24 protein-coding genes and 3 other annotated features are annotated in these 24,972 nt (G+C 36.4%); of the genes, 12 read left to right on the forward strand and 12 right to left on the reverse strand.

What is annotated here, in order from left to right:
• Nucleotides 1-35: 35 nt before the first annotated feature.
• A complete protein-coding gene (locus IGL42_RS02735) occupies nucleotides 36-1,115 on the forward strand; it encodes an ABC transporter permease (RefSeq protein ID WP_002355665.1) in 1,080 nt (359 codons plus the stop codon).
• 4 nt (nucleotides 1,116-1,119) lie between these two features.
• Entirely contained in the window at nucleotides 1,120-1,788 is a 669-nt protein-coding gene (locus tag IGL42_RS02740) for an ABC transporter ATP-binding protein (protein ID WP_002363221.1), read from the forward strand.
• A gap of 57 nt (nucleotides 1,789-1,845) precedes the next feature.
• On the opposite strand, the gene IGL42_RS02745 is transcribed toward IGL42_RS02740, so the two are convergent.
• From IGL42_RS02745 to IGL42_RS02765, 5 genes are all read right to left on the reverse strand, one after another.
• Nucleotides 1,846-2,409: a class I SAM-dependent methyltransferase gene (locus IGL42_RS02745; RefSeq protein WP_002379137.1), complete on the reverse strand. Its 564-nt coding sequence runs from the start codon at nucleotides 2,407-2,409 to the stop codon at nucleotides 1,846-1,848.
• Entirely contained in the window at nucleotides 2,409-3,377 is a 969-nt protein-coding gene (locus IGL42_RS02750) for a TIGR01212 family radical SAM protein (protein ID WP_002355668.1), read from the reverse strand. Before IGL42_RS02750 ends, IGL42_RS02745 begins: the two co-directional genes overlap by 1 nt.
• A gap of 15 nt (nucleotides 3,378-3,392) precedes the next feature.
• On the reverse strand, nucleotides 3,393-4,043 hold the full coding sequence (locus IGL42_RS02755) for a phosphatase PAP2 family protein (RefSeq protein WP_002355669.1): 651 nt from the start codon (nucleotides 4,041-4,043) through the stop codon (nucleotides 3,393-3,395).
• A gap of 167 nt (nucleotides 4,044-4,210) precedes the next feature.
• Nucleotides 4,211-5,236, reverse strand: coding sequence for a DUF4097 family beta strand repeat-containing protein (locus IGL42_RS02760; protein ID WP_010710779.1), 1,026 nt, complete (start codon nucleotides 5,234-5,236; stop codon nucleotides 4,211-4,213).
• Nucleotides 5,236-5,895, reverse strand: coding sequence for a DUF1700 domain-containing protein (locus IGL42_RS02765; RefSeq protein WP_010710778.1), 660 nt, complete (start codon nucleotides 5,893-5,895; stop codon nucleotides 5,236-5,238). The genes IGL42_RS02760 and IGL42_RS02765 overlap by 1 nt, the downstream gene beginning before the upstream one ends.
• Nucleotides 5,896-6,211: 316 nt before the next feature.
• On the opposite strand from IGL42_RS02765, the gene IGL42_RS02770 reads away from it, so the two are divergent.
• The 4 genes from IGL42_RS02770 to IGL42_RS02785 all read left to right on the forward strand — a co-directional run bounded on the left by IGL42_RS02770 (nucleotide 6,212) and on the right by IGL42_RS02785 (nucleotide 13,940).
• Entirely contained in the window at nucleotides 6,212-8,425 is a 2,214-nt protein-coding gene (locus IGL42_RS02770) for an autolysin (RefSeq protein ID WP_010711179.1), read from the forward strand.
• A 50-nt stretch (nucleotides 8,426-8,475) separates the two neighbouring features.
• Nucleotides 8,476-8,708, forward strand: a binding site (T-box leader).
• Between the two features lie 120 nt (nucleotides 8,709-8,828).
• A complete protein-coding gene (gene leuS / locus IGL42_RS02775) occupies nucleotides 8,829-11,243 on the forward strand; it encodes a leucine--tRNA ligase (protein ID WP_002364766.1) in 2,415 nt (804 codons plus the stop codon).
• A 212-nt stretch (nucleotides 11,244-11,455) separates the two neighbouring features.
• Nucleotides 11,456-13,036, forward strand: a complete 1,581-nt coding sequence (locus tag IGL42_RS02780; protein WP_002396935.1) for a membrane protein — start codon at nucleotides 11,456-11,458, stop codon at nucleotides 13,034-13,036.
• Nucleotides 13,002-13,940, forward strand: a complete 939-nt coding sequence (locus IGL42_RS02785) for a glycosyltransferase family 2 protein (protein WP_002376017.1) — start codon at nucleotides 13,002-13,004, stop codon at nucleotides 13,938-13,940. The genes IGL42_RS02780 and IGL42_RS02785 overlap by 35 nt, the downstream gene beginning before the upstream one ends.
• Before the next feature lie 611 nt (nucleotides 13,941-14,551).
• Here IGL42_RS02785 and IGL42_RS02790 read toward each other — a convergent pair.
• The 4 genes from IGL42_RS02790 to IGL42_RS02805 all read right to left on the reverse strand — a co-directional run bounded on the left by IGL42_RS02790 (nucleotide 14,552) and on the right by IGL42_RS02805 (nucleotide 17,307).
• Nucleotides 14,552-14,995 carry a hypothetical protein gene (locus IGL42_RS02790; protein WP_002355676.1) on the reverse strand — a complete coding sequence of 148 codons (444 nt, stop codon included), beginning with the start codon at nucleotides 14,993-14,995 and terminating at the stop codon, nucleotides 14,552-14,554.
• A gap of 175 nt (nucleotides 14,996-15,170) precedes the next feature.
• Nucleotides 15,171-16,004 carry an amino acid ABC transporter substrate-binding protein gene (locus IGL42_RS02795; RefSeq protein WP_002355679.1) on the reverse strand — a complete coding sequence of 278 codons (834 nt, stop codon included), beginning with the start codon at nucleotides 16,002-16,004 and terminating at the stop codon, nucleotides 15,171-15,173.
• 10 nt (nucleotides 16,005-16,014) lie between these two features.
• Nucleotides 16,015-16,650 carry an amino acid ABC transporter ATP-binding protein gene (locus tag IGL42_RS02800; protein ID WP_002358764.1) on the reverse strand — a complete coding sequence of 212 codons (636 nt, stop codon included), beginning with the start codon at nucleotides 16,648-16,650 and terminating at the stop codon, nucleotides 16,015-16,017.
• 12 nt (nucleotides 16,651-16,662) lie between these two features.
• Nucleotides 16,663-17,307 (reverse strand): amino acid ABC transporter permease, encoded by a 645-nt coding sequence (locus IGL42_RS02805; RefSeq protein ID WP_002383057.1) that lies wholly within the window; start codon nucleotides 17,305-17,307, stop codon nucleotides 16,663-16,665.
• Nucleotides 17,308-17,360: 53 nt separating this feature from the next.
• Nucleotides 17,361-17,603: a binding site (T-box leader), on the reverse strand.
• A 154-nt stretch (nucleotides 17,604-17,757) separates the two neighbouring features.
• Nucleotides 17,758-17,990, reverse strand: a binding site (T-box leader).
• A gap of 147 nt (nucleotides 17,991-18,137) precedes the next feature.
• On the opposite strand from IGL42_RS02805, the gene IGL42_RS02810 reads away from it, so the two are divergent.
• Both IGL42_RS02810 and IGL42_RS02815 read left to right on the forward strand, forming a co-directional pair.
• Entirely contained in the window at nucleotides 18,138-19,769 is a 1,632-nt protein-coding gene (locus IGL42_RS02810) for a peptide ABC transporter substrate-binding protein (RefSeq protein ID WP_002404754.1), read from the forward strand.
• A 106-nt stretch (nucleotides 19,770-19,875) separates the two neighbouring features.
• Nucleotides 19,876-20,124, forward strand: a complete 249-nt coding sequence (locus IGL42_RS02815) for a GlsB/YeaQ/YmgE family stress response membrane protein (RefSeq protein WP_002355684.1) — start codon at nucleotides 19,876-19,878, stop codon at nucleotides 20,122-20,124.
• Nucleotides 20,125-20,189: 65 nt separating this feature from the next.
• Here IGL42_RS02815 and IGL42_RS02820 read toward each other — a convergent pair whose 3' ends face one another.
• Together IGL42_RS02820 and IGL42_RS02825 are read right to left on the reverse strand one after the other, a co-directional pair.
• Nucleotides 20,190-20,513, reverse strand: coding sequence for a DUF960 domain-containing protein (locus IGL42_RS02820; RefSeq protein WP_002355697.1), 324 nt, complete (start codon nucleotides 20,511-20,513; stop codon nucleotides 20,190-20,192).
• Nucleotides 20,514-20,764: 251 nt separating this feature from the next.
• On the reverse strand, nucleotides 20,765-21,373 hold the full coding sequence (locus IGL42_RS02825; protein WP_002358773.1) for a 50S ribosomal protein L25/general stress protein Ctc: 609 nt from the start codon (nucleotides 21,371-21,373) through the stop codon (nucleotides 20,765-20,767).
• A gap of 330 nt (nucleotides 21,374-21,703) precedes the next feature.
• Here IGL42_RS02825 and IGL42_RS02830 point away from each other — a divergent pair, with 330 nt between their 5' ends.
• Both IGL42_RS02830 and IGL42_RS02835 read left to right on the forward strand, forming a co-directional pair.
• Nucleotides 21,704-22,486, forward strand: coding sequence for a 16S rRNA pseudouridine(516) synthase (locus IGL42_RS02830; RefSeq protein ID WP_010710775.1), 783 nt, complete (start codon nucleotides 21,704-21,706; stop codon nucleotides 22,484-22,486).
• Complete coding sequence (locus IGL42_RS02835; RefSeq protein WP_002378056.1) at nucleotides 22,483-23,163, forward strand: YjjG family noncanonical pyrimidine nucleotidase; 681 nt, start codon at nucleotides 22,483-22,485, stop codon at nucleotides 23,161-23,163. The genes IGL42_RS02830 and IGL42_RS02835 overlap by 4 nt, the downstream gene beginning before the upstream one ends.
• Nucleotides 23,164-23,197: 34 nt before the next feature.
• Here IGL42_RS02835 and IGL42_RS02840 read toward each other — a convergent pair whose 3' ends face one another.
• Nucleotides 23,198-23,653: a GNAT family N-acetyltransferase gene (locus tag IGL42_RS02840; RefSeq protein ID WP_010710774.1), complete on the reverse strand. Its 456-nt coding sequence runs from the start codon at nucleotides 23,651-23,653 to the stop codon at nucleotides 23,198-23,200.
• A 174-nt stretch (nucleotides 23,654-23,827) separates the two neighbouring features.
• Between IGL42_RS02840 and udk the strand changes: the two genes are divergently transcribed.
• Entirely contained in the window at nucleotides 23,828-24,457 is a 630-nt protein-coding gene (gene udk / locus IGL42_RS02845; protein WP_002355702.1) for a uridine kinase, read from the forward strand.
• A 169-nt stretch (nucleotides 24,458-24,626) separates the two neighbouring features.
• Complete coding sequence (locus tag IGL42_RS02850; protein WP_002355703.1) at nucleotides 24,627-24,968, forward strand: type II toxin-antitoxin system PemK/MazF family toxin; 342 nt, start codon at nucleotides 24,627-24,629, stop codon at nucleotides 24,966-24,968.
• Nucleotides 24,969-24,972: the final 4 nt, after the last annotated feature.

The raw sequence follows: 24,972 nt of genomic DNA on the forward strand, positions 1-24,972 counted from the left end.
GTTTATTTCGAAAAGAAGAAAGAGGTGAACCATTCATGTTTTTAGGATTTAATGAAATGAAGTATTCAAAAGGACGGTACGTCCTTGTAGTCTTAGTAATGGTCTTGATTGCTTGGTTAATTTTTATTTTGTCAGGTTTAGCGAACGGTTTAGCTCAAGGAAATCGTTTAGCCGTAGATCAATGGCAAGCGAATCAAGTGGTTTTATCAAAAGAGGCCAATAGTAATTTAAATGTATCAGTGTTAGATGAAAACGTGAAAGAAACGATTTCAGGAGGCAAAATTGCACCGATTGGTCAACAATCTTTAGCCATCCGCCCAGCAGATGATAAAAAGGCTGAATTAACGAATGTTAGCTTATTTGGGATTGAAAAAGAAAGTTTTTTAATGCCAAAAGTGATTGAAGGAAACGCATTTACTGATAAAAATCAAGTGATTGCTTCAGAAACATTGAAAAATCAAGGATTTAAAATTGGCGACAAATTAACTGCAGGGAAATATGATGAGCAATTAGAAATTGTCGGCTTTATTTCTAAAAGTAGCTATAACATTGTGCCAGTTATTTACACTTCTCTGGATACTTGGCGGTCAATTAAATATGGTGACAATCCAGCAATGGCCAAAATGGTTAATGGTTTCATTGTTCGCAGCAAGGACAACGCGGAAGTTAAAACGACTAATAAAGACAGCCAAGTTCTTTCAATTTCAGATTTTATTGAAAAACTACCAGGATACAGCGCTCAAAACTTGACCTTGGATGGCATGATTTATTTCTTGATTGTGATTGCAGCGTTCATTATCGGTATTTTTATCTTTGTGATGACTTTACAGAAAACAGCAATGTTCGGTGTCTTAAAAGTTCAAGGGGTGCCGACTAGTTTCTTAGCAAAGGCAGTCATGCTACAAACCGCTTTATTGGCTGTTCTAGGAGTGGCGATTGGTCTTGCTTTAACGGGAATTACCGTGCTCTTTTTACCAGAAGCGATGCCTTATGCAACTAATGGACCACGCATGATTTTGTTTAGTGTACTATTGATTTTATCTGCATTAATTGGCGGGGCATTTTCAATTCGAACGATTGCTAAAATTGATCCGTTAATCGCGATTGGAGGTTAAAGACATGGCAAATGTTTTAGAAATGAAAAATATTTATAAAAAATATGGTGAAAAACATACAGAAGTGATCGCGTTAAAAGAATTATCTTTTGCGGTTCAGCCAGGTGAATTTGTCGCAGTAATTGGTCCTTCTGGTTCTGGTAAAAGTACCTTTTTAACGATTGCAGCTGGTTTACAGGCACCGACAAGTGGTGAAGTCATTGTTGGCGGGCAATCACTAAATAAGTTAACGAAAAAGCAACGTTTGGCGCAACGTTTTCAAAAAATCGGCTTTATTTTACAAAGCTCTAATTTGGTGCCATTTTTAACAGTGGAAGATCAATTTCACTTAATTGAAAAAGTTGATAAGTCACGTAAAAATAGTGAATTAAAAGAGCAATTGTTAGAGACGTTGGGTTTAAAAGAATTACGAAATAGTTATCCTCGTGATCTCTCTGGTGGGGAAAGACAACGGGTAGCCATTGCGTGTGCATTGTATCATGAGCCAGACGTAATTTTGGCAGATGAACCAACGGCTAGTTTAGATACAGAAAAGGCATTTGATGTTGTCCAATTACTAGCGAAAGAGGCCAAAGAGAAAGATAAAGGGATTATCATGGTGACACATGATGAGCGTTTGTTGAAATACTGTGATCGAGTGGTTCGTATTCGTGATGGTGAATTGACAGAGTAACAAAACAAATAAAAGAGAACATGATCGGATTGCTGGAGACAATCCGACCATGTTCTCTTATTTCTTTTCAATACAGAAAAGAACAGGTGGCTGATTTTTTTGATTGATAAACTCATAACGTAAGACACTGTAAACATCTTGTGGTAAGGCTTGCGTGTAATTCGTGACCAAATCAAGTTCCTCTGAACCACCTTCGTGGCCATAATAAACGACTAAAATAATGCGACTTCCTTTTACCAAATGAGGCAGTAACCCATCTAACGCCTGTTTAGTCGTAGCGGGTTTTGTAATAATTTCCTTATTACTTTTAGGTAAATAGCCTAAGTTAAAAATAGCGGCAGTGATTTCTGTTTCTTCATCTAGGACAGCATGAAGATGTTCATGTCCTAATGGAAATAACGTAGTTTGTGAGAGTAAATTAAGTTCTGTTAACTTTTGTTCTGTATTGATCAACGCTTCTTTTTGGATATCAAAGGCGAAAACTTCACCAGAAGGGCCAACCAGCTCTGCTAAGAATGCTGTATCATGACCATTTCCCATTGTTGCATCAATGACGAAGTCGCCAGGTTCCACCACTTCTTTTAAAAGTTGGTGACTAAAATGTAGGGCTGTTTGTAGCATTAATTGAAAACTTCCTTTCCTGAAATGACAGTATATTTTCCTTGATAACTGTTGCGGCGTTTCATTTCCGCATCAATCGCATTGAGAACTTCCCATTTTTTCAAGCTCCACATCGGTCCGATAATTGTTTCAAAGGGAGCATCGCCTGTCAAGCGATGAATAACAATTTCGGGTGGAATCATTTCTAACTGATCACAAATCACTGAAACATAGGCTTCTTTGCTCATCAATTGTAAGCGTCCTTCATTATAATCCCGCATCATTTTGGTATTTGTCATTAAATGAAGTAAGTGCAGTTTAATCCCTTGGATATCTGAATCCTGAATAGTTCGCCGCACATTTTCGCGCATCATAGCGGGGGTTTCACCAGGTAGCCCGTTAATTAAATGTGTACAGACCCGAATCCCGTGTTTCCGTAATTTAGCCACGCCATCTAGATATGTTTGATAATCATGAGCGCGATTAATGGCAGCGCTAGTTTCCTCAAATGTGGTTTGCAAACCCAACTCTACCCATAAATAAAAGCGTTCATTTAATTCGGCTAAATAGTTCACTACCTCATCAGGCAAACAATCAGGACGGGTACCAATGGATAAACCAACGACGCCTTTTTCATTGACTACTTGTTCAAACCGATGACGAATAACGTCAACGGGCGCATGTGTATTGGTGAAATTTTGGAAGTAAACAATGTATTGATCGACAGTTGGCCATTTTTGATGCATCAATTGGATTTCTTTTTGAAATTGAAGCGGCAGGGGATCGCTAGGTGCAACAATCATGTCGCCTGAGCCAGAAACACTACAGAACGTACAACCACCTTTGGCAACCGTCCCATCACGATTGGGGCAATCAAAGCCACCATCAATTGGCACTTTAAAAATCTTTTCACCAAACTGTTGACGAAGTGCATAGTTCCAAGTGTGATAGCGTTTATTTGGATCATCTGAATAAGGAAAAATTTGCATAATCAAGACTTCTTTCTAGCGTTGTTTGCTTTGAAATCGCCAAACAAAGCGTTTTTCTAAATAAATAGGGTAACTTAATAACAACCAAGCTAAACCAAGACAAAAACCACCTAAGATATCGCTAGGGAAATGGACACCTAAATAGATTCGACTAACCCCAATCATGAAAATCCCAATACCTAGTAAAATTTGCACACAAAGGCGGACCGTTTTATTTTTAATGAAAATTGGCAGAATCAATAAAATAGTGCCGTAGAACAAGGTACTTCCTACAGCATGTCCGCTAGGAAAACTATACGTATGTTCAGTTACTAAATGCTCCAAAGTAGGACGTTGGCGCATAAAGAATAATTTTAATAAAGAATTACCTACGCCAGCAATTAAGGCAGTATTAATAAAGAGCCATAATGCTTCAGCATAATATTTCCAAACAATAAACAGAGCAATGACAACGATTGCTAAGATGATAATCGTCAATGAATTGGCAAATTTGGTGTACCAAATAAAAAAGTTATTTAGCTGTGGAAAAGGACGACGAACAAAAGAAGTAATCGTTTGATCAAAGCCTTTGAGCCAGGTTGGATAAAAACGAACAACATAGCCTAAAAACATAAATACTAAAAGAAAACAACTACCTGCAAATTGATAATAAAGTTTGTTTTTCATAAAAAATCCTTTCAAAATTTAATCGCAACAATCCGTATTATACCATCAAAAGGGTAAAAAATTAAAAGATAATTTCATTGCCTGATTAGAGGGGATACAGATATTAAAAAAGTTCTGGCAGCACAATCTCTCATTGTGGTGCTAGAACTTTTTTAAATGGCGCATGTTTATTGATTATCATCATCAGGAGTATCAACGGTAATATCGCCGAATTCGCTAGAAAGGTTAAACTCTGTATCCGCACGACCATTCTTATAAGATGTTCGCTCTTTGTTTAAAAGTTGAACATCGCCTAATTTTGATTCCCCTTTGATTGAAATGTTACGCAAAATTTCTCCAGAATTTACATAAATATCTCCATGGACAAGAGCGACAGTTAATTTTTTAGGCACAGCAGGCATGTCTAAAGAAAAATCACCATTTTCACTTGAAAAGTTAGCTTCTCCTTTGAAATCATAGACGCTAATATCGCCATCTGTCGTTGTTGCTTGGATGTTTCCGCGAGCATTTTGCACTCGAATATCACCAGAAATAGTAGTATTTTTGATTTCATCGAAATAGGCTGAATCCAACGTTATATCGCCGTCAGTGGTTTCAACTGTTGCTTTTTTAGCGGAAGTATCCGCTGAAAGGTAGATACCATCTGAAGAGTTAAGCGTCATTTTTTTGGCTTTAACACCCGATAGACTAACATAAGAATTTGGTAGATTAGTTGTTAATTCGTCTACGTTAAAAGCATTCAATGAAACTGGTGAATGGGTTGAGCCATCAATTACTAACTTTTTCACATTATTAGGAATCTGGACACTCACGTTCGGTGTGAAGTCACTAAAAATACCAATATTAAAGAATGACAATTCGGGTTGGTTTTGTGTACGAGTGGTATTGATGGTTGCTGTTATTTTATTTTTTTCTTCTTTGACATCTAAGGTGCCTTCAGCTTTTGAATAAAAGGCATTATTCGGTGATCGTAACCCCATTTTGTTACTATCAGTTTTATAAATGGTATAAGGGCCTTTGCCTTTTAAGGATAAGTGAAGTTCTTCGCCTGCTTGTTTATTTTTTAGTGTATAACTTTCTTTTAGCGGCGTGACTGATTTTTCCGCTTGCTTGTAATAATAGACGGCGCCAGATCCACCAATTAGCATCGCTAAGACAGCAATGGATAAGAGAATCCCTGTTGTTTTTTTCATTAGATATCACCTCGTAAAACAGCAATGTTCCATTGGAAATAACGCTTAAAGACATGTGCTGAAAATTTTAAAATTGGTAGAAACAGTAACCAACCAATGATTGATGCACCAAATAAAAAGAGACTCATAGATAATTGGAAAAAGGAAGCGGCATTTGCCTGGGTAATAACAATATAAATACCATAAATTGGTGAAAATAAAGTTGCAGCTCCGGCAATGCCACAACCGACGTACATTAAGGCAATCCCTAAAATAACCCAAAACATGAAGAAAAAATTTAAACAGAAAATACCAAGCACTTGGAAAAATCGGGTTAGTGGCCGATGCTGTGGTCGTTGATAGTATGGAGAATCATTATCATAGTAAAATTCAGATTCTTCTTCATAGGGATGATCATAAGCAGGTGTAGCCGCTGGAATTTCTTGCCAGCCATTATTTTCAATTTTTCGTTCCGTCAATTCAATGCCTTGTTCTTTTAAAATTTCTTCTGCGATAACCCGTGGTTTCCCCAATGATTTTGCCACTTGTTCTTCTGTTTCGCCTTCCGCAACACGAGCATCAAATAACGCCTTGTATTTCGCAAGAATAATAGCTTGATCTTTTGGATTTAACGCTTTTAAATAAATTTTCAGCTCAATAATAAAATGTTCTTTATTCATTCCGCTCCCTCTTTCTACACGATTCATTTCTCATCTTAAACTATAATTTCTTTTTGGGCGAATAACAAGAGGAATTAAAAAAATCAGACTAAGGTAAAGAAGCATCTACAACTAAAGTCGCAGTTTTTTTCCGAGTAGTAACAAGAGAGGAAATCCGTGTTAAAAAACATTACTTCTTTACAATCTAGTTACAGTAATATGAAATTTTGTTGAAGTGTTTTTAATTCGCCAGAAAAAAAGGTATACTTGTTATAATAACAAAACTAAAAAATTACATTTACATATAAGTTAAAAAAGGAAAGTTGGGGACGTATCAATGAAGAAAGAATCAATGTCACGTATCGAAAGAAGGAAAGCACAACAAAGAAAGAAAACGTCAGTACAATGGAAGAAGAGCACTACTTTATTCAGCTCGGCGTTAATTGTTTCATCTGTAGGAACGCCCGTTGCGTTACTACCAGTGACTGCTGAGGCAACAGAAGAGCAGCCAACAAATGCGGAAGTTGCCCAAGCACCTACTACGGAAACTGGCTTAGTAGAGACACCAACAACAGAAACTACGCCAGGAACTACGGAACAACCGACAACGGATTCGTCAACAACGACTGAATCGACAACTGAATCATCAAAAGAAACACCAACAACACCAAGTACCGAGCAACCAACAGTTGATTCAACTACACCTGTGGAATCAGGAACGACTGATTCTTCAGTAGCAGAAATTACGCCAGTAGCTCCTTCAGCAACCGAGTCTGAAGCAGCGCCTGCGGTTACACCCGATGATGAAGTAAAAGTACCAGAAGCTAGAGTAGCTTCTGCGCAAACTTTTTCAGCGTTATCACCGACGCAAAGTCCTTCAGAATTTATTGCCGAGTTAGCTCGTTGTGCACAACCTATTGCGCAAGCCAATGATTTATATGCATCAGTGATGATGGCTCAAGCAATCGTTGAAAGTGGTTGGGGAGCAAGTACGCTATCTAAGGCACCAAACTATAACTTATTTGGGATTAAAGGCAGCTACAATGGACAATCTGTCTATATGGATACATGGGAATATTTAAACGGCAAATGGTTAGTGAAAAAAGAACCTTTCCGTAAATATCCTTCTTACATGGAATCATTCCAAGATAATGCGCACGTGCTAAAAACAACTTCTTTCCAAGCGGGCGTTTACTATTATGCTGGGGCTTGGAAAAGCAATACAAGTTCGTACCGCGATGCAACTGCTTGGTTAACAGGTCGTTATGCGACAGATCCTAGCTACAATGCTAAATTAAATAATGTCATTACCGCATATAACTTAACTCAATATGATACACCATCTTCTGGTGGAAATACTGGGGGCGGAACAGTTAATCCAGGAACAGGCGGCTCAAACAATCAATCAGGAACGAACACGTACTATACTGTAAAATCAGGAGATACCTTGAATAAAATTGCCGCGCAATATGGTGTGAGCGTTGCTAATTTACGCTCATGGAACGGCATCTCTGGCGATTTAATTTTCGTTGGTCAAAAGCTCATCGTGAAAAAAGGTGCTTCAGGTAACACTGGTGGCTCAGGCAACGGTGGTTCTAACAATAATCAATCAGGAACGAATACGTACTATACTGTAAAATCAGGGGATACCTTGAATAAAATTGCCGCCCAATATGGCGTGAGCGTTGCTAATTTACGCTCATGGAACGGCATCTCTGGCGATTTAATTTTCGTTGGTCAAAAACTCATCGTGAAAAAAGGTGCTTCAGGTAACACTGGTGGCTCAAACAACGGTGGCTCTAACAATAATCAATCAGGAACGAATACGTACTACACAATTAAATCAGGCGATACCTTGAACAAAATTGCCGCCCAATATGGCGTGAGTGTTGCTAATTTACGCTCATGGAATGGCATTTCTGGCGATTTAATCTTCGCTGGTCAAAAAATTATTGTGAAAAAAGGTACTTCAGGTAACACCGGCGGCTCAAGCAATGGTGGTTCTAACAATAATCAATCAGGAACGAATACGTACTACACGATTAAATCAGGCGATACCTTGAACAAAATTTCTGCACAATTCGGTGTTAGTGTGGCTAACTTACAAGCCTGGAATAACATCAGCGGTAGTTTGATTTTTGCTGGTCAAAAGATTATCGTGAAAAAAGGTGCCAACTCAGGTTCAACGAATACGAACAAGCCTACGAATAATGGTGGTGGTGCGACAACATCCTACACGATTAAATCAGGTGATACGCTGAATAAAATTTCTGCACAGTTTGGCGTGAGTGTTGCTAATCTACGTTCATGGAACGGGATCAAAGGCGATTTAATTTTTGCTGGTCAAACAATCATCGTGAAAAAAGGCGCTTCTGCAGGTGGCAATGCTTCTTCAACAAATAGTGCATCAGGCAAACGCCATACAGTTAAAAGCGGTGATTCACTTTGGGGCTTATCAATGCAATACGGAATCAGCATCCAAAAAATCAAACAATTAAATGGCTTAAGCGGGGATACAATTTATATTGGTCAAACTTTAAAAGTTGGTTAATTTAAGATTGAAAAAAATAGCTATCTTTGGTAACATGAGTCTTATAATAGAAAAAAACAATGAGAAGGAATAGTAGAAAGAACCATGTGATAGAGAGCGTATGGCTGGTGGAAATACGTACAGAAGCTTTTGAACTCGCCTTTAAGTTACTTTTTTGAACAAACCAAGTAGGAAAAGTCGGTGACGATCGTTAAGACGTTTGAGGTTAAGGTGACGGTGACTGACCGTTTCTTTGACGAATTTAGGTGGTACCACGTTGCATTTGTATGTTCACGTCCTATAGGAATTTTTCCTATAGGACTTTTTTTTATCACTAAGTGGCTAGTTTAAGTCAGAATAGTGACAATGGCTGCAGGTGGCAAATTTTAAGAATGAAAAATTTTATATTACTAGGAGGAATAACATGAGCTACAATCACAAAGAGATTGAGAAAAAATGGCAAAAATATTGGGCTAAGAACAATTGTTTCAATACATTGGACGACCCAAATAAAGAAAAATTTTATGCACTAGATATGTTTCCCTATCCATCTGGACAAGGTTTACACGTAGGTCACCCGGAAGGCTATACAGCAACCGATATTCTTTCACGTATGAAACGTGCGCAAGGCTATAATGTGTTGCATCCAATGGGCTGGGATGCGTTTGGTTTGCCAGCAGAGCAATATGCGTTAGATACAGGAAATGACCCAGCTGAATTTACTAAGAAAAATATCGAAACATTCCGTCGCCAAATTAATTCACTAGGATTCAGCTATGATTGGAATCGTGAAATTAATACCACTGATCCTGAATATTACAAATGGACACAATGGATATTTACAAAATTATATGAAAAAGGGTTAGCTTATGAAGCAGAAGTTGCGGTTAACTGGGTACCTGAACTAGGAACTGTTATTTCAAATGAAGAAGTCATTGATGGAAAAAGTGAACGTGGCGGTTATGATGTGGTTCGCCGACCAATGCGTCAATGGATGCTGAAAATTACTGCTTATGCAGATCGCTTATTAGAAGATTTAGAGCTTGTTGATTGGCCAGAAAGTATTAAAGATATGCAACGAAATTGGATTGGACGTTCTGAAGGAGCCAATGTGACCTTTAAAGTCGCTGGTACAGAAGAAAGTTTCACGGTGTTTACAACCCGTCCTGATACCTTGTTTGGTGCAACCTATACTGTTCTAGCTCCTGAACTAGAACTAGTGAAAAAAATTACGACACCTGAACAAACAGCAGCTGTAGAAGCATATATTGAAGAAACCTCAAAAAAATCTGATTTAAATAGAACGGATTTAGCAAAAGAAAAAACAGGTGTTTTCACAGGTGCGTATGCTATAAATCCAGTCAATGGCCAAGAAATTCCAATTTGGATTGGCGATTATGTTTTAGCAAGCTATGGCACAGGCGCAATCATGGCGGTCCCAGCGCATGATGAACGGGATTACGAATTTGCGAAAACATTTGGCATTGATATCCTACCAGTAATCGCAGGTGGCGACATTACAACAGAAGCCTATACAGGTGATGGACCGCATATCAATTCTGATTTCTTAAATGGATTAAACAAAGCAGAAGCCATCGCTAAAATGAATGAGTGGCTAGAAGAAAATCACGTAGGGAAAAAAGAAGTATCTTATCGTTTACGTGACTGGTTATTCTCTCGTCAACGCTACTGGGGTGAACCAATTCCTGTGATCCATTGGGAAGATGGAACAACCACAACGGTTCCTGAATCTGAGTTACCTCTACGTTTACCAGTAACATCGGATATTCGCCCAAGTGGAACTGGGGAATCGCCATTAGCAAACATTGATGAATGGGTCAATGTCGTCGACCCTGAAACTGGCATGAAGGGAAAACGTGAAACGAATACTATGCCACAATGGGCTGGAAGCTCTTGGTATTACTTACGATTCATTGATCCTCATAATAAAAATGAAATTGCTGATTTTGAAAAATTAAAACGTTGGTTACCAGTTGATATCTATATTGGTGGTGCCGAACATGCGGTGCTGCATTTACTTTATGCTCGTTTTTGGCATAAATTCTTATATGATATTGGTGTGGTTCCTACCAAAGAACCTTTCCAAAAATTATACAACCAAGGTATGATTTTAGGAGAAAACAACGAAAAAATGTCTAAATCACGTGGCAATGTTGTAAATCCCGATGATGTGGTGGCTAAATATGGTGCGGATACATTACGTCTTTATGAAATGTTCATGGGCCCATTAGATGCTTCCATTGCTTGGAATGAAAATGGCTTAGAAGGAAGTCGTAAATTCTTAGATCGCGTTTGGCGTCTGATTGTTGATGAAGAAGGCAAAATGCGTGACCGAATTACCACAATTAATGATGGCCGTTTAACGAAAGTTTATCACCAAACGGTTAAAAAAGTGACAGAAGATATGGCAAACTTGCACTTTAATACAGCGATTTCTCAATTAATGGTTTTTGTGAATGAAGCCAATAAAGTGGATGCCTTACCTTATGAATATGTGGAAGGATTTGTCCAATTACTTGCGCCAATCGCGCCACATATTGGTGAAGAACTATGGCAAATTTTAGGTAACGAGGAAAGTTTAACTTATGTCCCTTGGCCAACCTATGATGAAGCAGCCTTAGTAGAAGATGAAGTGGAAGTAGTTTTCCAAGTGAACGGAAAATTACGTGGCAAACAAAATGTCGCTCGTGGGTTAAGCAAAGAAGAATTAGAACAAATTGCAATGAACCATGAAGCTGTTAAAGAATTTATTGAAGGAAAAACAGTGCGCAAAGTGATTGCTGTTCCAGATAAATTAGTAAATATTGTTGCAAATTAATTTATATGTTTTAATACTAACTAGTAATATTCATTTATACTCATATGAAATTTCCGATAGTTTTTAACTAGAGACTATCGGAAATTTATATAAGAATGAATAGGATATTTCATGTTACAATTTCCTTGGATTATTTATTTTTTATAAAAATAAGAAATTTTTTTAATTGTTAGTGTATTCTATTTGGAGGTTTATGAGAAAGGATAAAGATAATGAAAATAGAAAATTCAATTTTTAAATTGATAAATATAGTCAGTTCAATAGTCATTTTATTGACTATTTTTGGAGCTGTTCAATCCGATAATTTAAACTTGTCAGAATTAAAAGCGTCTCACCTGATTTGTATTCTATTTATAATAGTTGCTATGACAATGTTGATAGTTTCTAGCTATTATAGAAAAAGATTCCTTATTTTTTTTGAGAATATGATATTTTTTTTGAAAAAACATCTGAAAAAAATAACATTTATATTGATTGCCATTACAGTTGTTTTCCAAATAATTATTGTAGCAGTAACTACCGCCCCAATTGGTTGGGATGTTGGTAGTATTTTTAATGGGCTAAAAAACTTAGATGTAACCAATGAATCCATTAGCAATTATTTATCGATGTATCCTAATAATTCTTTTTTCTTTTTTTTAATGTTGGGAATTATTAATTTAGTAAATCACTTTTCTCCTAATATTGGTAATACATGGCTTTTTTGGCAGTTATTGAATATCGTTGTTTTAGATACGGGTATAGGTGTATTAACAGTAGCAGCTAATAGACTTTTTTCGAAAAGAGTTAGTTATCTAGTTTTATATCTATCTATGTTTAGTCTAGCATTATCACCATGGTTATTAGTTCTTTATACTGATAGTCTTTCCTTTATGTTTGTTTCTTTAGTACTATTGGTTTATTCTTTTCTTGGAAAAAAGAATAAACATCATTTTATATGTATTCTTTTTTTAGGGATATTATGCGGAATTACCTTTTTGATTAAACCTTCTGCAATTATATTTTTAATTGCTTGGACAATAGTATTTATAGTAATTTTTGTTGCAAATTACAAAAAAAACAGGAAATATGTTAACATACTCAGTGTTTGTTTATTTGTTATAGGAATGGTAAGTTCAGTAACTACATTTACTATTTATAAAAATCAACAGACGGTTATTCAATATGATAAAGAAAAACAATTCCCTATGACACATTGGATGATGATGGGTTTAACTGGAAGTGGCGGTTATAACTCACAAGATGTATCAACCATGAGTAAGCTCAAAACAACTAAGGAAAGGAAAGAGTATGCAGGGAAGACAATAAAAAAAAGACTTCAAGATTATGGAGTAGGTGGTTATCTGAAATTTATTATCAAAAAGCATTTTAATAATACTGATCGTGGTGATTTTGGTTGGGGAAGAGATGGAACTCCTCAAAAACCAGAAAATAAATCTAAATCTAAATTTCAGAGTTTTTTCAGAGATTTTTACTATCAGCAAGGAAAAAGAACACGGACACTCCGTTTTTATATGCAAATTTTATGGATATTTACGTTATTTGGTATGTACTTAACAACGGTCTCCTTTGATAAAAAACAAATTTCATATAGAGAAATTATCATAAAGCTTACTATTATTGGAGCTATGATGTTTCTACTATTATTTGAAGGTGGTCGCTCACGCTATTTAATTCAATTTTTACCATTTTTCTATTTACTTTCAGCAATTGGATGGGAAAGTGTGTTAACAACAGCTAATAGGAGGAAAAAAGAAAATGTCAAAACTTTTTATAGTAGTACCATGTTATAATGAAGAGGAAGTACTACCTATTTCTAGCAAGGTATTGTTGGATTTTTTAAAACGAATGATTGCTAAGAATAAAGTAAGCACAGAAAGTTCCATTTTGTTTGTGGATGATGGTAGTAAAGATAAAACATGGGCTATTATTAAAAGACTATCTGAACAAGAAGAACATTTTAAAGGTCTTAAATTTAGTCGCAACTTTGGTCACCAAAATGCACTTTTAGCTGGTATGACGACAGCGGTTCAATTTGCAGATATGATTGTTACGATTGATGCAGATTTACAAGATGATGTCGAGGCAATTGAGGGAATGATTGATGCTTATCATGATGGAAACGATGTTGTTTATGGCGTTCGTAGTAACCGTGATACAGATACCGCGTTCAAAAGAAAAACTGCAGAAATGTTTTATTCATTTATGAATAAACTAGGTGTGAATACCGTACCAAACCATGCAGATTTTCGTTTGATGAGCAATCGGGCGACTAAGGTATTACTAACTTTTAAAGAAGAAAACTTATTTTTAAGAGGGATGGTTCCATTAGTTGGATTTCCTAGTACAAAAGTTTATTATTCAAGAAATATTCGAGTAGCTGGTGAGTCAAAATATCCGCTAAAAAAAATGCTTAATTTTGCTATGGAAGGCATTACTTCCTTTTCAATTGTACCAATTAAAATGGTTAGAAACATAGGGTTTATTACTTTATTAATTGGTATCTTTTATATGATTTATAGTTTGATACAACATTTTACAGGAAATGTTGAAGCTGGTTGGTCTTCTCTTATCATCAGTATCTGGTTTTTAGGGGGAATTCAATTAATCAGTCTGTCTATTGTGGGCGAATATATTGGTAAAATTTATTCCGAAGTTAAGGGGCGACCACGTTTTATTATTGAAGAAGAAGTCTAAATTAAAAAATAGAATTTTTTAGTAAAATACAAAATTGAGCTCGAATACCGGCTGGAGAAATCTAGTCGGTATTTTTATGAAATGAAACGTTTACTGTATTGAACACTGAACCGAAGTTGCGTTTTGCTTCGCTGATAATTAGAGGAAATCAATTTATTAATTTCTTTTGTCAAGAATCGCTTTTATATTCGAGTGTTTAGCAATATGGAAAGGACAAAACTTTATCATTAAACAAATCAAGAAAAGGATTCAGCTAGAGCATCATTCTTAATTAGGATGTTCCGTTTTGATTATGTTTCGAATGCTTAAATTCAGGTGTATCCGTTGGCAGTTTTTTGATGAAGGACTTTAAAACCAAATTTTTCTACTATTTTGACTCATTCTTGTACAGTGGAATATGAAGAGATATTAAATTGCTTTGTCCAGTGTTTGATAGCCTCTATTCTCCATTTTGATAAGCTTTTACTACTTTGTTCTTGAATGCATAATCATATTTTGCTAGTTTAAATACGCCTCCAAAGTTAGATTTTTGTTCTAATTTTGGAGGCGTATTACATTTTTTCACTTCTTTTTTGTATAGTAAAAGTTAATAAATAATGAAAATCTATTTTCTAAGTTTGTCGTTGTTGGTAATTGGTTAAGATCATACGTGAAAAGGGACCGACAATCAGCAATTGATAAGGAAGGGCAACAATAAAGTTCAGGCCCCAAGCTTGGAAATACGCACTTAGTGACAACGTCTGGCCTTCCATTAATAAGCCAAATAAAGACATACAAGTCACCATGCCGATAATCATGAGACTCGAAATGGTCAGAATAAGTAATAGCCGTTTTTCTTTATTAAAGGGTAAAGAAAAAGCGATTTTCTTAGCTAAGACACCAACGATGAAAACGTCTAAAATAAAAGCAACGATAAATCCAGGAAGCAAACCTTTTGATAAGGCGTACAATGAAAATTCTCCATGCAATAATAAATTATAGGTGCTCATTCCGAAAACCATCAGAAAGCACATTAACGTAGTAAAAAGCATTCCTTCTTTTTTATTAGTAGGCATTTTTTTCTCCTTTCATTTATTGAGAGTAATGATTGTTCTAGGCAGAAAAGGACAAATTCTCTCGACTTTTACTAGTGTAGCAAAAATAAAAGTTCTTCATAAGTTAGAATTTGCTAAGAATTTGATTCAAATAAAAAGGTGTACTAAGTCAGCAGTACACCTTTTTATTCGTTATTTAGTTTATTTTTGTGTTATTTGTAACGTCCTCTCCAAACCATTTTTGAGAAATTTTACTAAGGGTGCCATCTTTTCGTAACGTTTCAAAGGCAGTATTGATTTTTTGGACTAATTGATTGTCTGATTTGCGGACGCCCACAGCAAAATCTTCATTGTCATAGCCGACATGAGAAATAGTATAGTTTTTTAAATTATCTTCGTGGGAAAGATAGTAGTTGGCGTAGACGCGATCAATTAGGAGCCCATCAATTCGGCCAGATTTTAAATCTAAGAAAGCTTCATTAAAGCCGTCATATAAAATAGGCGTTTGGTCTTTAACAAATTTTTTCAAAACGTCGGGCTGACTTTCGAAGCCATCATAGCCAGAAGAGCCGTTTTGAACCCCTAAAATTTTGCCTTGCATGTCGCTCGCTGTTGCAATGTTTTTTTCTTTTAAAGAAACAAGTACTTGGTCGTTCGTCATGTAAGGTTGTGTGAATTGAACTTTTTCGGCCCGCTCGCTCGTTTTAGTGTAGCCGTTCCAAATAAGATCAATGGTTTGATTTTGTAATTCTGTTTCTTTCATAGACCAATCAATCGGTTGGAAGTCAACGGAAATGCCATAAAGTTTAAAAACCGCTTTGGCTAAGTCGACATCAAAGCCGACAATTTTGCCTGATTTATCTTGAAAACCCATGGGCACAAAGGAGTCATCTAAGCCAATAATAATCCGTTTTTCTTCGTTAATCCGTGTCCATTGATCTTCGTTGCTTTTTCTTTTACCACAACCTGCAAATAGGAGTAAACTACAACAGATAACCAGCAAGGCTAAAGAATATTTCTTTTTCATCATAAACTCCTTTCTATTGGACGGGGGCAACCGTCAAAAGATTGTCTGCAATTTTTTCAGCGAAAGCCATATCGTGGGTCACGACAATCTGTGTCATGCCTTGTTTCCGTAAATCTAAAATAACTTCTTCCACTTGTTGGCGTAAAGCTGGATCTAGCGCGCTCGTTGGTTCATCGTACCCAAGAACTTTTGGCTTCATTGCTAAGGCACGAGCAAGTGCAACTCGTTGTTTTTGTCCACCGGAAAGTTGGTACGGATAGAGTTTTTCTTTACCAGCCAAGCCCAATTTTTCCAGTAATTCTAAAGCTTCTTGCTGACTTTTTGCTTTTTCTTCTTTTAGTACTAATGTAGGTGCTAAGGTAATGTTTTCTAAAACTGATAAGTGAGGGAAAAGTTGGAAGTCCTGGAAAACGACCCCAACCACTTGATCGGCATTGTCCATTTCAGCAGGATTGAAAGGAACACCATCCAACAAAAGCTCGCCAGAATCAATGGTTTCTAAACCAGCCAAACAACGAAGTAAAGTGGTTTTTCCGCCGCCTGAAGGACCAACAATCGTTAAAATTTTACCATCTGGAATTTCTAAATTTAAGTGATCAATAATGGTCCGGTTATCAAAATGTTTGGTTAAATTTTTAATAGTTAACATGGTAGAGTCCTCCTATTTATAATATTGATAGAATTTTTCAATTTTCTTAGAAGCAACAGTCAAAATTGCCGTAAAGAGTAAATAAATCACTCCCACTAAAGCTAATGGTACTAATGTAACATCGCGGCTCATCGCAATTTTACCAGCACGTAAAAGATCGCCTAAGCCAAGTACATAAATAAGAGAAGTATCCTTGACCAAATTGATAATTTCATTTCCTACGGAAGGCAGCACGATTTTAACAACTTGTGGCAAAATAATCCGCGTGACTGTTTGAAAACGTGTTAAACGTAAAACCTTAGCAGCTTCATATTGACCTTGGGGAATTGCTTGAATCCCCCCGCGGAAAATTTCAGCAAAGTACGCAGCATAATTTAAAATAAATGCGAATAAGGCCGCATCGTAACGTTCAAAGACAATACCAATTAATGGTAAGCCGTAAAAAACAAAAATTAATTGTAACAATAGCGGAGTGCCGCGCATTAACCAAATGTAGAGGTTAATTAAGTAACGTAAAGGTTTAAACGAACTTTGTAAAATAAAGGCAATGATAATCCCCAGTGGAATCGAGCCAAGGAGCGTAAAGAAAAAGACTTTCAGTGTCATGCCAGCTCCGCTAACTAAAGCAGGTAAAATTTCTAAAATATAATCCATCATTTTTTCCTCCAACAATTTTTATTAAAAAACAAAAAAGCCTCTTGGCTGTGAGCCAAGAGGACGAATCGCATTCGTGGTGCCACCTCAATTTACTTATCTTTCACAAGATAAGCCTTATGTAGTTGCGTTGACAACTACTCTCTGTTAACGATAGAGTCACCGGTTTTTCTTACTAAAGGATTCAGAAAAACATCTTTTAGGTGTGAGTAAAGAAGAATCCATCTTTTTCTTTCAGCCAATGAAAAAGTCTCTGTAAAGGAAGAGCTAAATTACTATGTCCTAAGCCTTGATTGTAAGTATGAAATTGTTCGAACGGAACAGAAAACCTGTTGCTTTTCTAGCGTATCCCATTGAGCACATAGAAAAGGGGACAACAGACAGGAGCGGTTAAGGCATTCTCTCAGTTTGAAAAGCGCATCTAAAAAACAAAAAAGTCCTTTGGCTGACTAGCCAAAGGACGAATAATCAATTATCGTGGTTCCACCTTAGTTTATTCGTGTTTCGCAACACGAACCTTATGAAGTTCATAACTTCGCCTGTTAACGAGTGGTCCCGGACTTTCCTACTAAGGGTTCAAAAAGTCAACTCCCAGATGTGGTTCACTGTTTCTTTACGTCTTTTTCCACCAACCAAAGACTCTCTTCACTAAAGGAAACAGTTACTCTTCTGTTCTCTGTTTTTCAATACTGTACCACCAGAAAAAATATCTGTCAACTCTTATTCTTAAAAAAATATTTTTCTTTCAAAAAGTAAGTGCTGAAAAAGGACAAATGTATGGAAAATCATGTAAAATGTAGGTAAGTTGTTTGAACAGAAGGAGGAGTTTTGGTATGAAACAGAAAAAGTGGTTAATCGGACTTGTTGCACTAGGCTTGGTTTTAGCAGCATGTGGAAGTGGCGGTTCGAAAACGACCTCGAATGAAGCAGCTACACAGAAAATTAACGTCGCATCTGGTGGTGAACTCTCGACATTAGACAGCGCTCATTATACAGATGTCTATAGTTCCGATATGATTGGTCAAGTAGTTGAAGGCTTGTATCGACAAGATAAAAACGGAGATCCTGAGCTAGCTATGGCGAAAGCAGAGCCACAAGTTAGTGAAGACGGGTTAGTCTATACATTCAAGTTACGAGAAGCAAAATGGACAAACGGGGATCCAGTTAAAGCAGGGGATTTTGTAGTTGCGTTTAGAAACGTGGTCGATCCAGCATACGGTTCAAGTAGCAGTAATCAAATGGATATTTTTAAAAATGGGCGTGCGGTGCGGGAAGGACAAGCCACGATGGAAGAATTTGGTGTCAAAGCAATCGATGACCAGACACTAGAACTAACATTGGAAAATCCAATTCCTTATTTAGCCCAAGTCTTGGTTGGGACACCTTTTATGCCTAAAAATGAAGCCTTTGCCAAAGAAAAAGGTACTGCCTATGGGACTTCTGCAGATAATTTTGTTGGCAATGGACCGTTTGTAATTTCAGGTTGGGATGGCAATTCCGAAACTTGGAAATTGAAGAAGAATGATCATTATTGGGATAAAGAACACGTAAAATTGAATGAAATTGATGTTCAAGTAGTGAAAGAAATTGGCACAGGAGCCAATCTTTTTGATAATGGCGACTTAGATTATACTGTTTTAGCAGATACTTATGCACTTCAGTATAAAGAGTCAAAACAAGCGCATTTTGTGCCTAAAGCTATGGTAGGTTATTTAAGCCCTAATCATCGCCGTGAAATCACCGGCAACGAACATGTTCGAAAAGCTTTTTTACAAGCGATTGATAAAGAAACTTTTGCAAAAGAAATTTTAGGAGATGGCTCGACAGCTTTAAATGGTTTTGTACCAGCTAATTTTGCAAAAAATCCAGATACAGGTGAAGATTTCCGCAAAGAAAATGGTGATTTATTACCATATAATATTAAAGAAGCCCAAGCTAACTGGACCAAAGCGAAAGAAGAGTTGGGCAAAGATAAAATTGAATTGGAACTAATCTCAGCGGACTCAGCGATTGCCAAGAAAACCATTGAATTTGTTCAAGGGCAATTGCAACAAAATTTACCAGGTTTAACAATCAAATTAAAATCATTGCCTTTGCAAAATCGTTTGGATTTACAAACAGCAGGTAATTACGATTTAGCCTTTGGAACATGGACACCTGACTATGCTGATCCCATTAATTTTTTAGAATTTTATGACTCGAAAAGTGGCTTAAATACTTCTGGTTATAACGATTCGGCGTATGATGCGGGTCTCCAAAAAGTTAGAAAAGATTACGCCAATGAACCTGAAAAACGCTGGAATGAATTACTAAGTTTAGAAAAAACATTAATTGAAAAAGATGCCGGTGTTTTACCCTTATTCCAAGGAGCCATTGGTTACTTGAAATCAGATCGCTTACAAGGTTTGCAAGTATTTTCTTTTGGTCGCACAGTATCCTATCGTTTAGCTTATGTAGAAGAATAAATTGACTTCTGAAAAGTCCTATCTTTTGAAAAAGTCTGCTTTCTGTTTTATCCTTAAAGTAGGAAAATTAACTAAAAAAATCAACTATGAAAGGTAGGTTTTTCAAATGTTTAGCTTTCTATGGGCATTAATTGTCGGAGGAATTATTGGCGCAATTGCTGGCGCAATTTTAGGAAAAGATGTTCCAGGTGGCATTATTGGAAATATTATCGTGGGCTTTTTAGGAAGTTGGGTAGCATCACTCTTGTTGCCTTCTTTAGGACCAGTCATCGGCGGTTTTCCAATTATCTCAGCGTTGCTAGGAGCGATTATCTGTATCGCAATTTACTCTTTTATTGTAAACCGCAAGGCGTAAAATTTTAAAATTAAAAAATACCACCGAGTGTTTCTTTCGGTGGTATTTTTGTTTGTTGAAATTATTTAAGATTCTAACATTTCTGCAGGTAATAAAATCGTTTCACGATGGCCATCATCAAAAGCAAAAATTCGCGACGGATATGCCGTAGAATAACTAAATGGTAAGTCGATGGCCATTTCTACTGAACTATTTTCTTGAGAAAAATGGACAGTCACCTTGCCATTATTGTTCAACAAATCAAAGTGAAGTAAGTCGTTTAAAGGGATAACCCCTTTTAGATTTAAGTCAATAATCAACCAAATACTATCAATTAAGCCACTAGGTAAGCTGGAAACAACACCTAATGAAGCATAGCGGCTACGGTCACTATCAAAACGTTCAAACATATGGATGACCTCCTTTTTGTTTACTTACTTTTAGTATACTGCAAATTTAAAAAAAAGAAATTGTTTCGTTGGAAAATATTGCGTAGATTAGCAAAAATTTAATATTCCTCTGTAGCTTCCTAGCTTTGCAGGTGTCATCATTTATGTGAAGAAATCAAGATATGCAGTAAAAAGAAAATGGGATGTACGTTGTTTCAACGTACATCCCATTTCTAAAACTTAAGAGAATCAGCTGAACAAAAGTGTACTCTTTATTCGGCTAATTCTGGTTCAGTCGTTTCAGCAGCTGTTCCTTCTTCTTCTTCAGGAGCAGTTTGTGCTTCAACAATAGCAACTAGTTGTTCTTCTGGATCAGTTAAAATTTCATAGTCTTTGTGTTCAGGTAAATCAGCGATTGTAAGAGCATCACCAATTTCTAAGTTTGTAATATCTACTTCAATTGATTCTGGCAATTTATCTGGTGTGGCTGCCACTAAAACAGTGTACAAGTTTTGAGCTAAGGTACCCCCAGCTTTCACACCCGCAGATTCACCAATTAATTGAACTTCTGCTTCGACTTCTGTTGTTTCTTTCATATTTACAGATAAGAATTCAACATGAAGCATTTGACCAGTAAAGGTATCTAATTGTGCTTTCGACATTAATGTGTTGATGTTTTTGCCATCAACTGTCATTTTAATAACGGTGTTAGCACCATGTTCGCGTAAAATTTTTGATAAGTCTTTTTCTTCAAAATAGATTGGTGTACTTTCAATTTGGTAACCGTAAACAATGGCAGGTACTTTCCCTTCGTGACGTAGCTGATTTCTTAGTGAACGTGGACGGATAGCTCTTTCTTTAACTTCTAATTGTACTGACATAACCTAATTCCTCCTTGAAATAATGAGTGATTTGGTTAAACTCAGAAACAAAACATAATGGAAAAAAGAAACTCTTTTTTCAGTTGTTCTTGTCTAGAAAAATGCTAACAATAATCAAAAAATCCCCACAAATATTGCCAGGCAACACTCATGGGAATGGTTCATTGTTATCGTTGTTCTCTCCCAGGTCATTACGCTGTTTTTGAGAAACCTTTATTTACTTTACTTATTAACCGTAACACTTATATTTTTATACGTCAAGGAATTACCTTTTTCTACTTTTCATCTTTAACGGATTCCACTATACTAATACCAGAATGGAGCGGAACAATGCGATTAGATAAATTACTAGAAGAACTTCAGTTTGGATCACGCAAAACGGTGAAACGAATAATCAGAGGCAAGCAGGTCACTGTGGATGGCATCGTGACTTTAAATGAAAGCCAAAATGTCGATGCGCAATTACAAATGATTAAAGTAAAAGGACAATTAATTTCGCATGAGACACATGTGTACTATATGTTGAATAAGCCAAAAGGTGTGGTTAGCGCTGTCTCAGATGCATCTAAAAAAACAGTCATTGATTTGATTGCACCACAAGACAGACGCCCTGGTCTTTATCCAGTGGGCAGACTCGATGGCGATACGGAAGGGTTACTTCTATTAACAGATAATGGCCAATTAGGGTATCAATTAATTCGGCCAAATAAAGAAGTAGCGAAATGTTATGAAGTGAAAGTCAATGGTTTGGTCTCTGCAGAAGATTGTGCTAAATTTAAAGATGGGATTGTTTTGCAAGGAGGCATTCAATGTAAGCCAGCAAAAATAACTGTTCTTGCAGCGACTGAAACGGAGAGTCATGTTTTCCTGACTATTCAAGAAGGAAAATTTCACCAAGTGAAAAAAATGTTTTTATCTGTGGGGAAAAAAGTGACTGCTTTAAAACGCCAAACTATGGGGCCGTTGTGGCTAGATCCGCAATTACCTTTAGGTGCTTATCGTTCATTAACAAGAGAAGAGTTACAATTGCTATTGCCTTATTTTTTTATTGAAAAACAACAAACAAGCAAAGCGTTACCGAGTAATTTGAAAAGAGAAGAGGAACGGAAATGAAAACATTGCTTTTTGATGTTGATGATACATTGTTAGATTTTAAATTGGCTGAAAAGAAGGCGCTCCATGCCTTATTTGAAGAAGAAAATGTACCATTTACATCTGAAGTCGAGTCAACGTACCACCGAATTAATCAAGGATTATGGCGTTCATTTGAAGAAGGAAAAATAACAAAAGATGTTCTCCTTGATACACGGTTTGGTTTATTGTTTGACGCGTTTAATCGAGAAGTTGATAGCGTTAGAATGGGAGAAAACTACCGAGAATATTTAAGTCAAGGACATGACTTGCTTGGCAATAGTCAACGTATCTTGGAAAAATTAGCACCCCATTATGATTTATATATTGTGACAAATGGAGTGGCAAAAACACAGTATCGTCGATTGGAAGATTCGAAATTAATGCCTTATTTTAAAGATATTTTTGTTTCAGAAGAAGTGGGTTATCAAAAACCGATGAAAGAGTATTTTGATTTTGTTTTTGAACGGATTCCTAATTTTAGTCGAGAAAAAACAATGATTATTGGCGATTCTTTGCATTCAGATATTCAAGGAGGCCAACAAGCGAAAATTCAAACTGTTTGGCTCAATCCGACCTCCGCTCCAGCAACACCAACCATTCAACCCAATTATACGATTCAACAGCTAGATGAGTTGTTACCAATTCTTGGGCATTAAAAAACAACATTTCCTGTACAGGAAATGTTGTTTTTTAACTTAAATGTAACCGTAAGCGAACCATATCTTTTAAAGGCAAGCCGTTTTCCATAATGGGCTCATCATAATGATGGATAAAAAAATCTGGTTCAATATGTGTTATTCGAAAACCGACTTTTTGGTAGAGATATAGCTGTTGAAAGCCTGTGCTCCCAGTCCCAATCTCCAAGTAATCATACTTTTCTTTTTTGGCAAAATCAATGGCAAAATGTAATAACTCTTGTCCGATGCCCCGCCCTCGGCTTTCTTCTGAGACAGCGATGTTTACGATTTCCAATGTCCGTGGGTGAGTCGGCAACAGGACTAAAATTCCTTGAAGTTCTTCAGTCTGATAGTCAAAGCAAATACCGCGGGTAATGTAATCTGCCACCATTTTTTTTGATGGATCTGCCTCATAAAGAAGAGCGTAATGCGCAGTTGTAAGTGCTTCTTTTTTGACTTTTTTAATCATAGGTAGGATTCTCCTTTTATTGATAAGTATACTGTAATTGAAAGAAGTGTGGGCAGATTTTTCATAAGAAGATAAAAATCACATGAAAAGTCTTGGAAAAGGTCTGGCATTCTTCAGAGTTTTCATTATAATAGTAAAAGACAATGAAGTTTTTGAAAAGAAAGAGGTTTATACATGAAAGATAGTCAGCCAATTATCATTGGTGTTACTGGCGGATCAGGAAGCGGAAAAACCAGTGTTAGCCGTGCGATTTTTAATAATTTTCCCGATCATTCAATTATGATGTTAGAACAGGATTCTTATTATAAAGATCAGAGCCATTTGAGTTTTGAAGAACGTTTAAATACCAATTATGATCATCCTTTTGCGTTTGATACAGATTTATTGATTCAACATGTTGAACAACTGTTAAATTATCAAGCCATTGAAAAGCCAGTTTATGACTACGTTGCGCATACAAGAAGTACAGAAACGGTGATCCAAGAACCGAAAGAAGTAATTATTCTTGAAGGGATTTTAATTTTAGAAGATCGCCGCTTAAGGGATTTAATGGATATTAAAGTGTATGTGGATACAGATGATGACATCCGTATTATTCGTCGAATCAAGCGTGATATGGAAGAACGTGGCCGTACTTTGGATTCTGTGATTGAACAATATTTGACAGTCGTGAAGCCCATGTATCACCAATTTATTGAACCTACGAAACGTTATGCAGATATTATTGTGCCAGAAGGTGGCGAAAACCACGTCGCTATTGATTTAATTAATACAAAAGTGGATAGTATTTTAACAAAAATGTAATAGTCAGCTTAAATAGTCGTCTCTATATCAGAGTCGACTGTTTAAGCTTTTTTTTGACTTTTAAAGGGTGGTTTTATCAAATATTTTAAGGGATAGCTAAAAAGTTGAAAATATTGCAAGAAACAATATGCTATAATTTTTTAAAGGAAAAGGAGGGAAGGGAATCTGAATGATAAAAAGAGGTGAGGTTTTTTATGCGAATCTCTCACCAGTTGTTGGTTCCGAACAAGGTGGGATTCGACCTGTCCTGATTATTCAAAATAACAAAGGTAACTTATTTAGTCCAACGTTGATTGTTGCACCGATTACCCGTAACGTAAGCAAGCGGCTGCAACCAACGCAAGTCCTCATCGAAATTCCCCATAACGAGTGCAGGACGCCATCACTTATTTTGTTAGAACAAATTCGAACATTGGATAAAGAACGAATGCTACACAAGGTTTGTCAACTTTCTCGTGAAGAGATGGAACAGGTCAATCAAGCTTTAAAAGTTAGCGTTGGTATCCGTTAATTTA

Source organism: Enterococcus sp. DIV0712 (genome assembly GCF_050554855.1).
In the GTDB taxonomy this organism is placed as follows: domain Bacteria; phylum Bacillota; class Bacilli; order Lactobacillales; family Enterococcaceae; genus Enterococcus; species Enterococcus faecalis.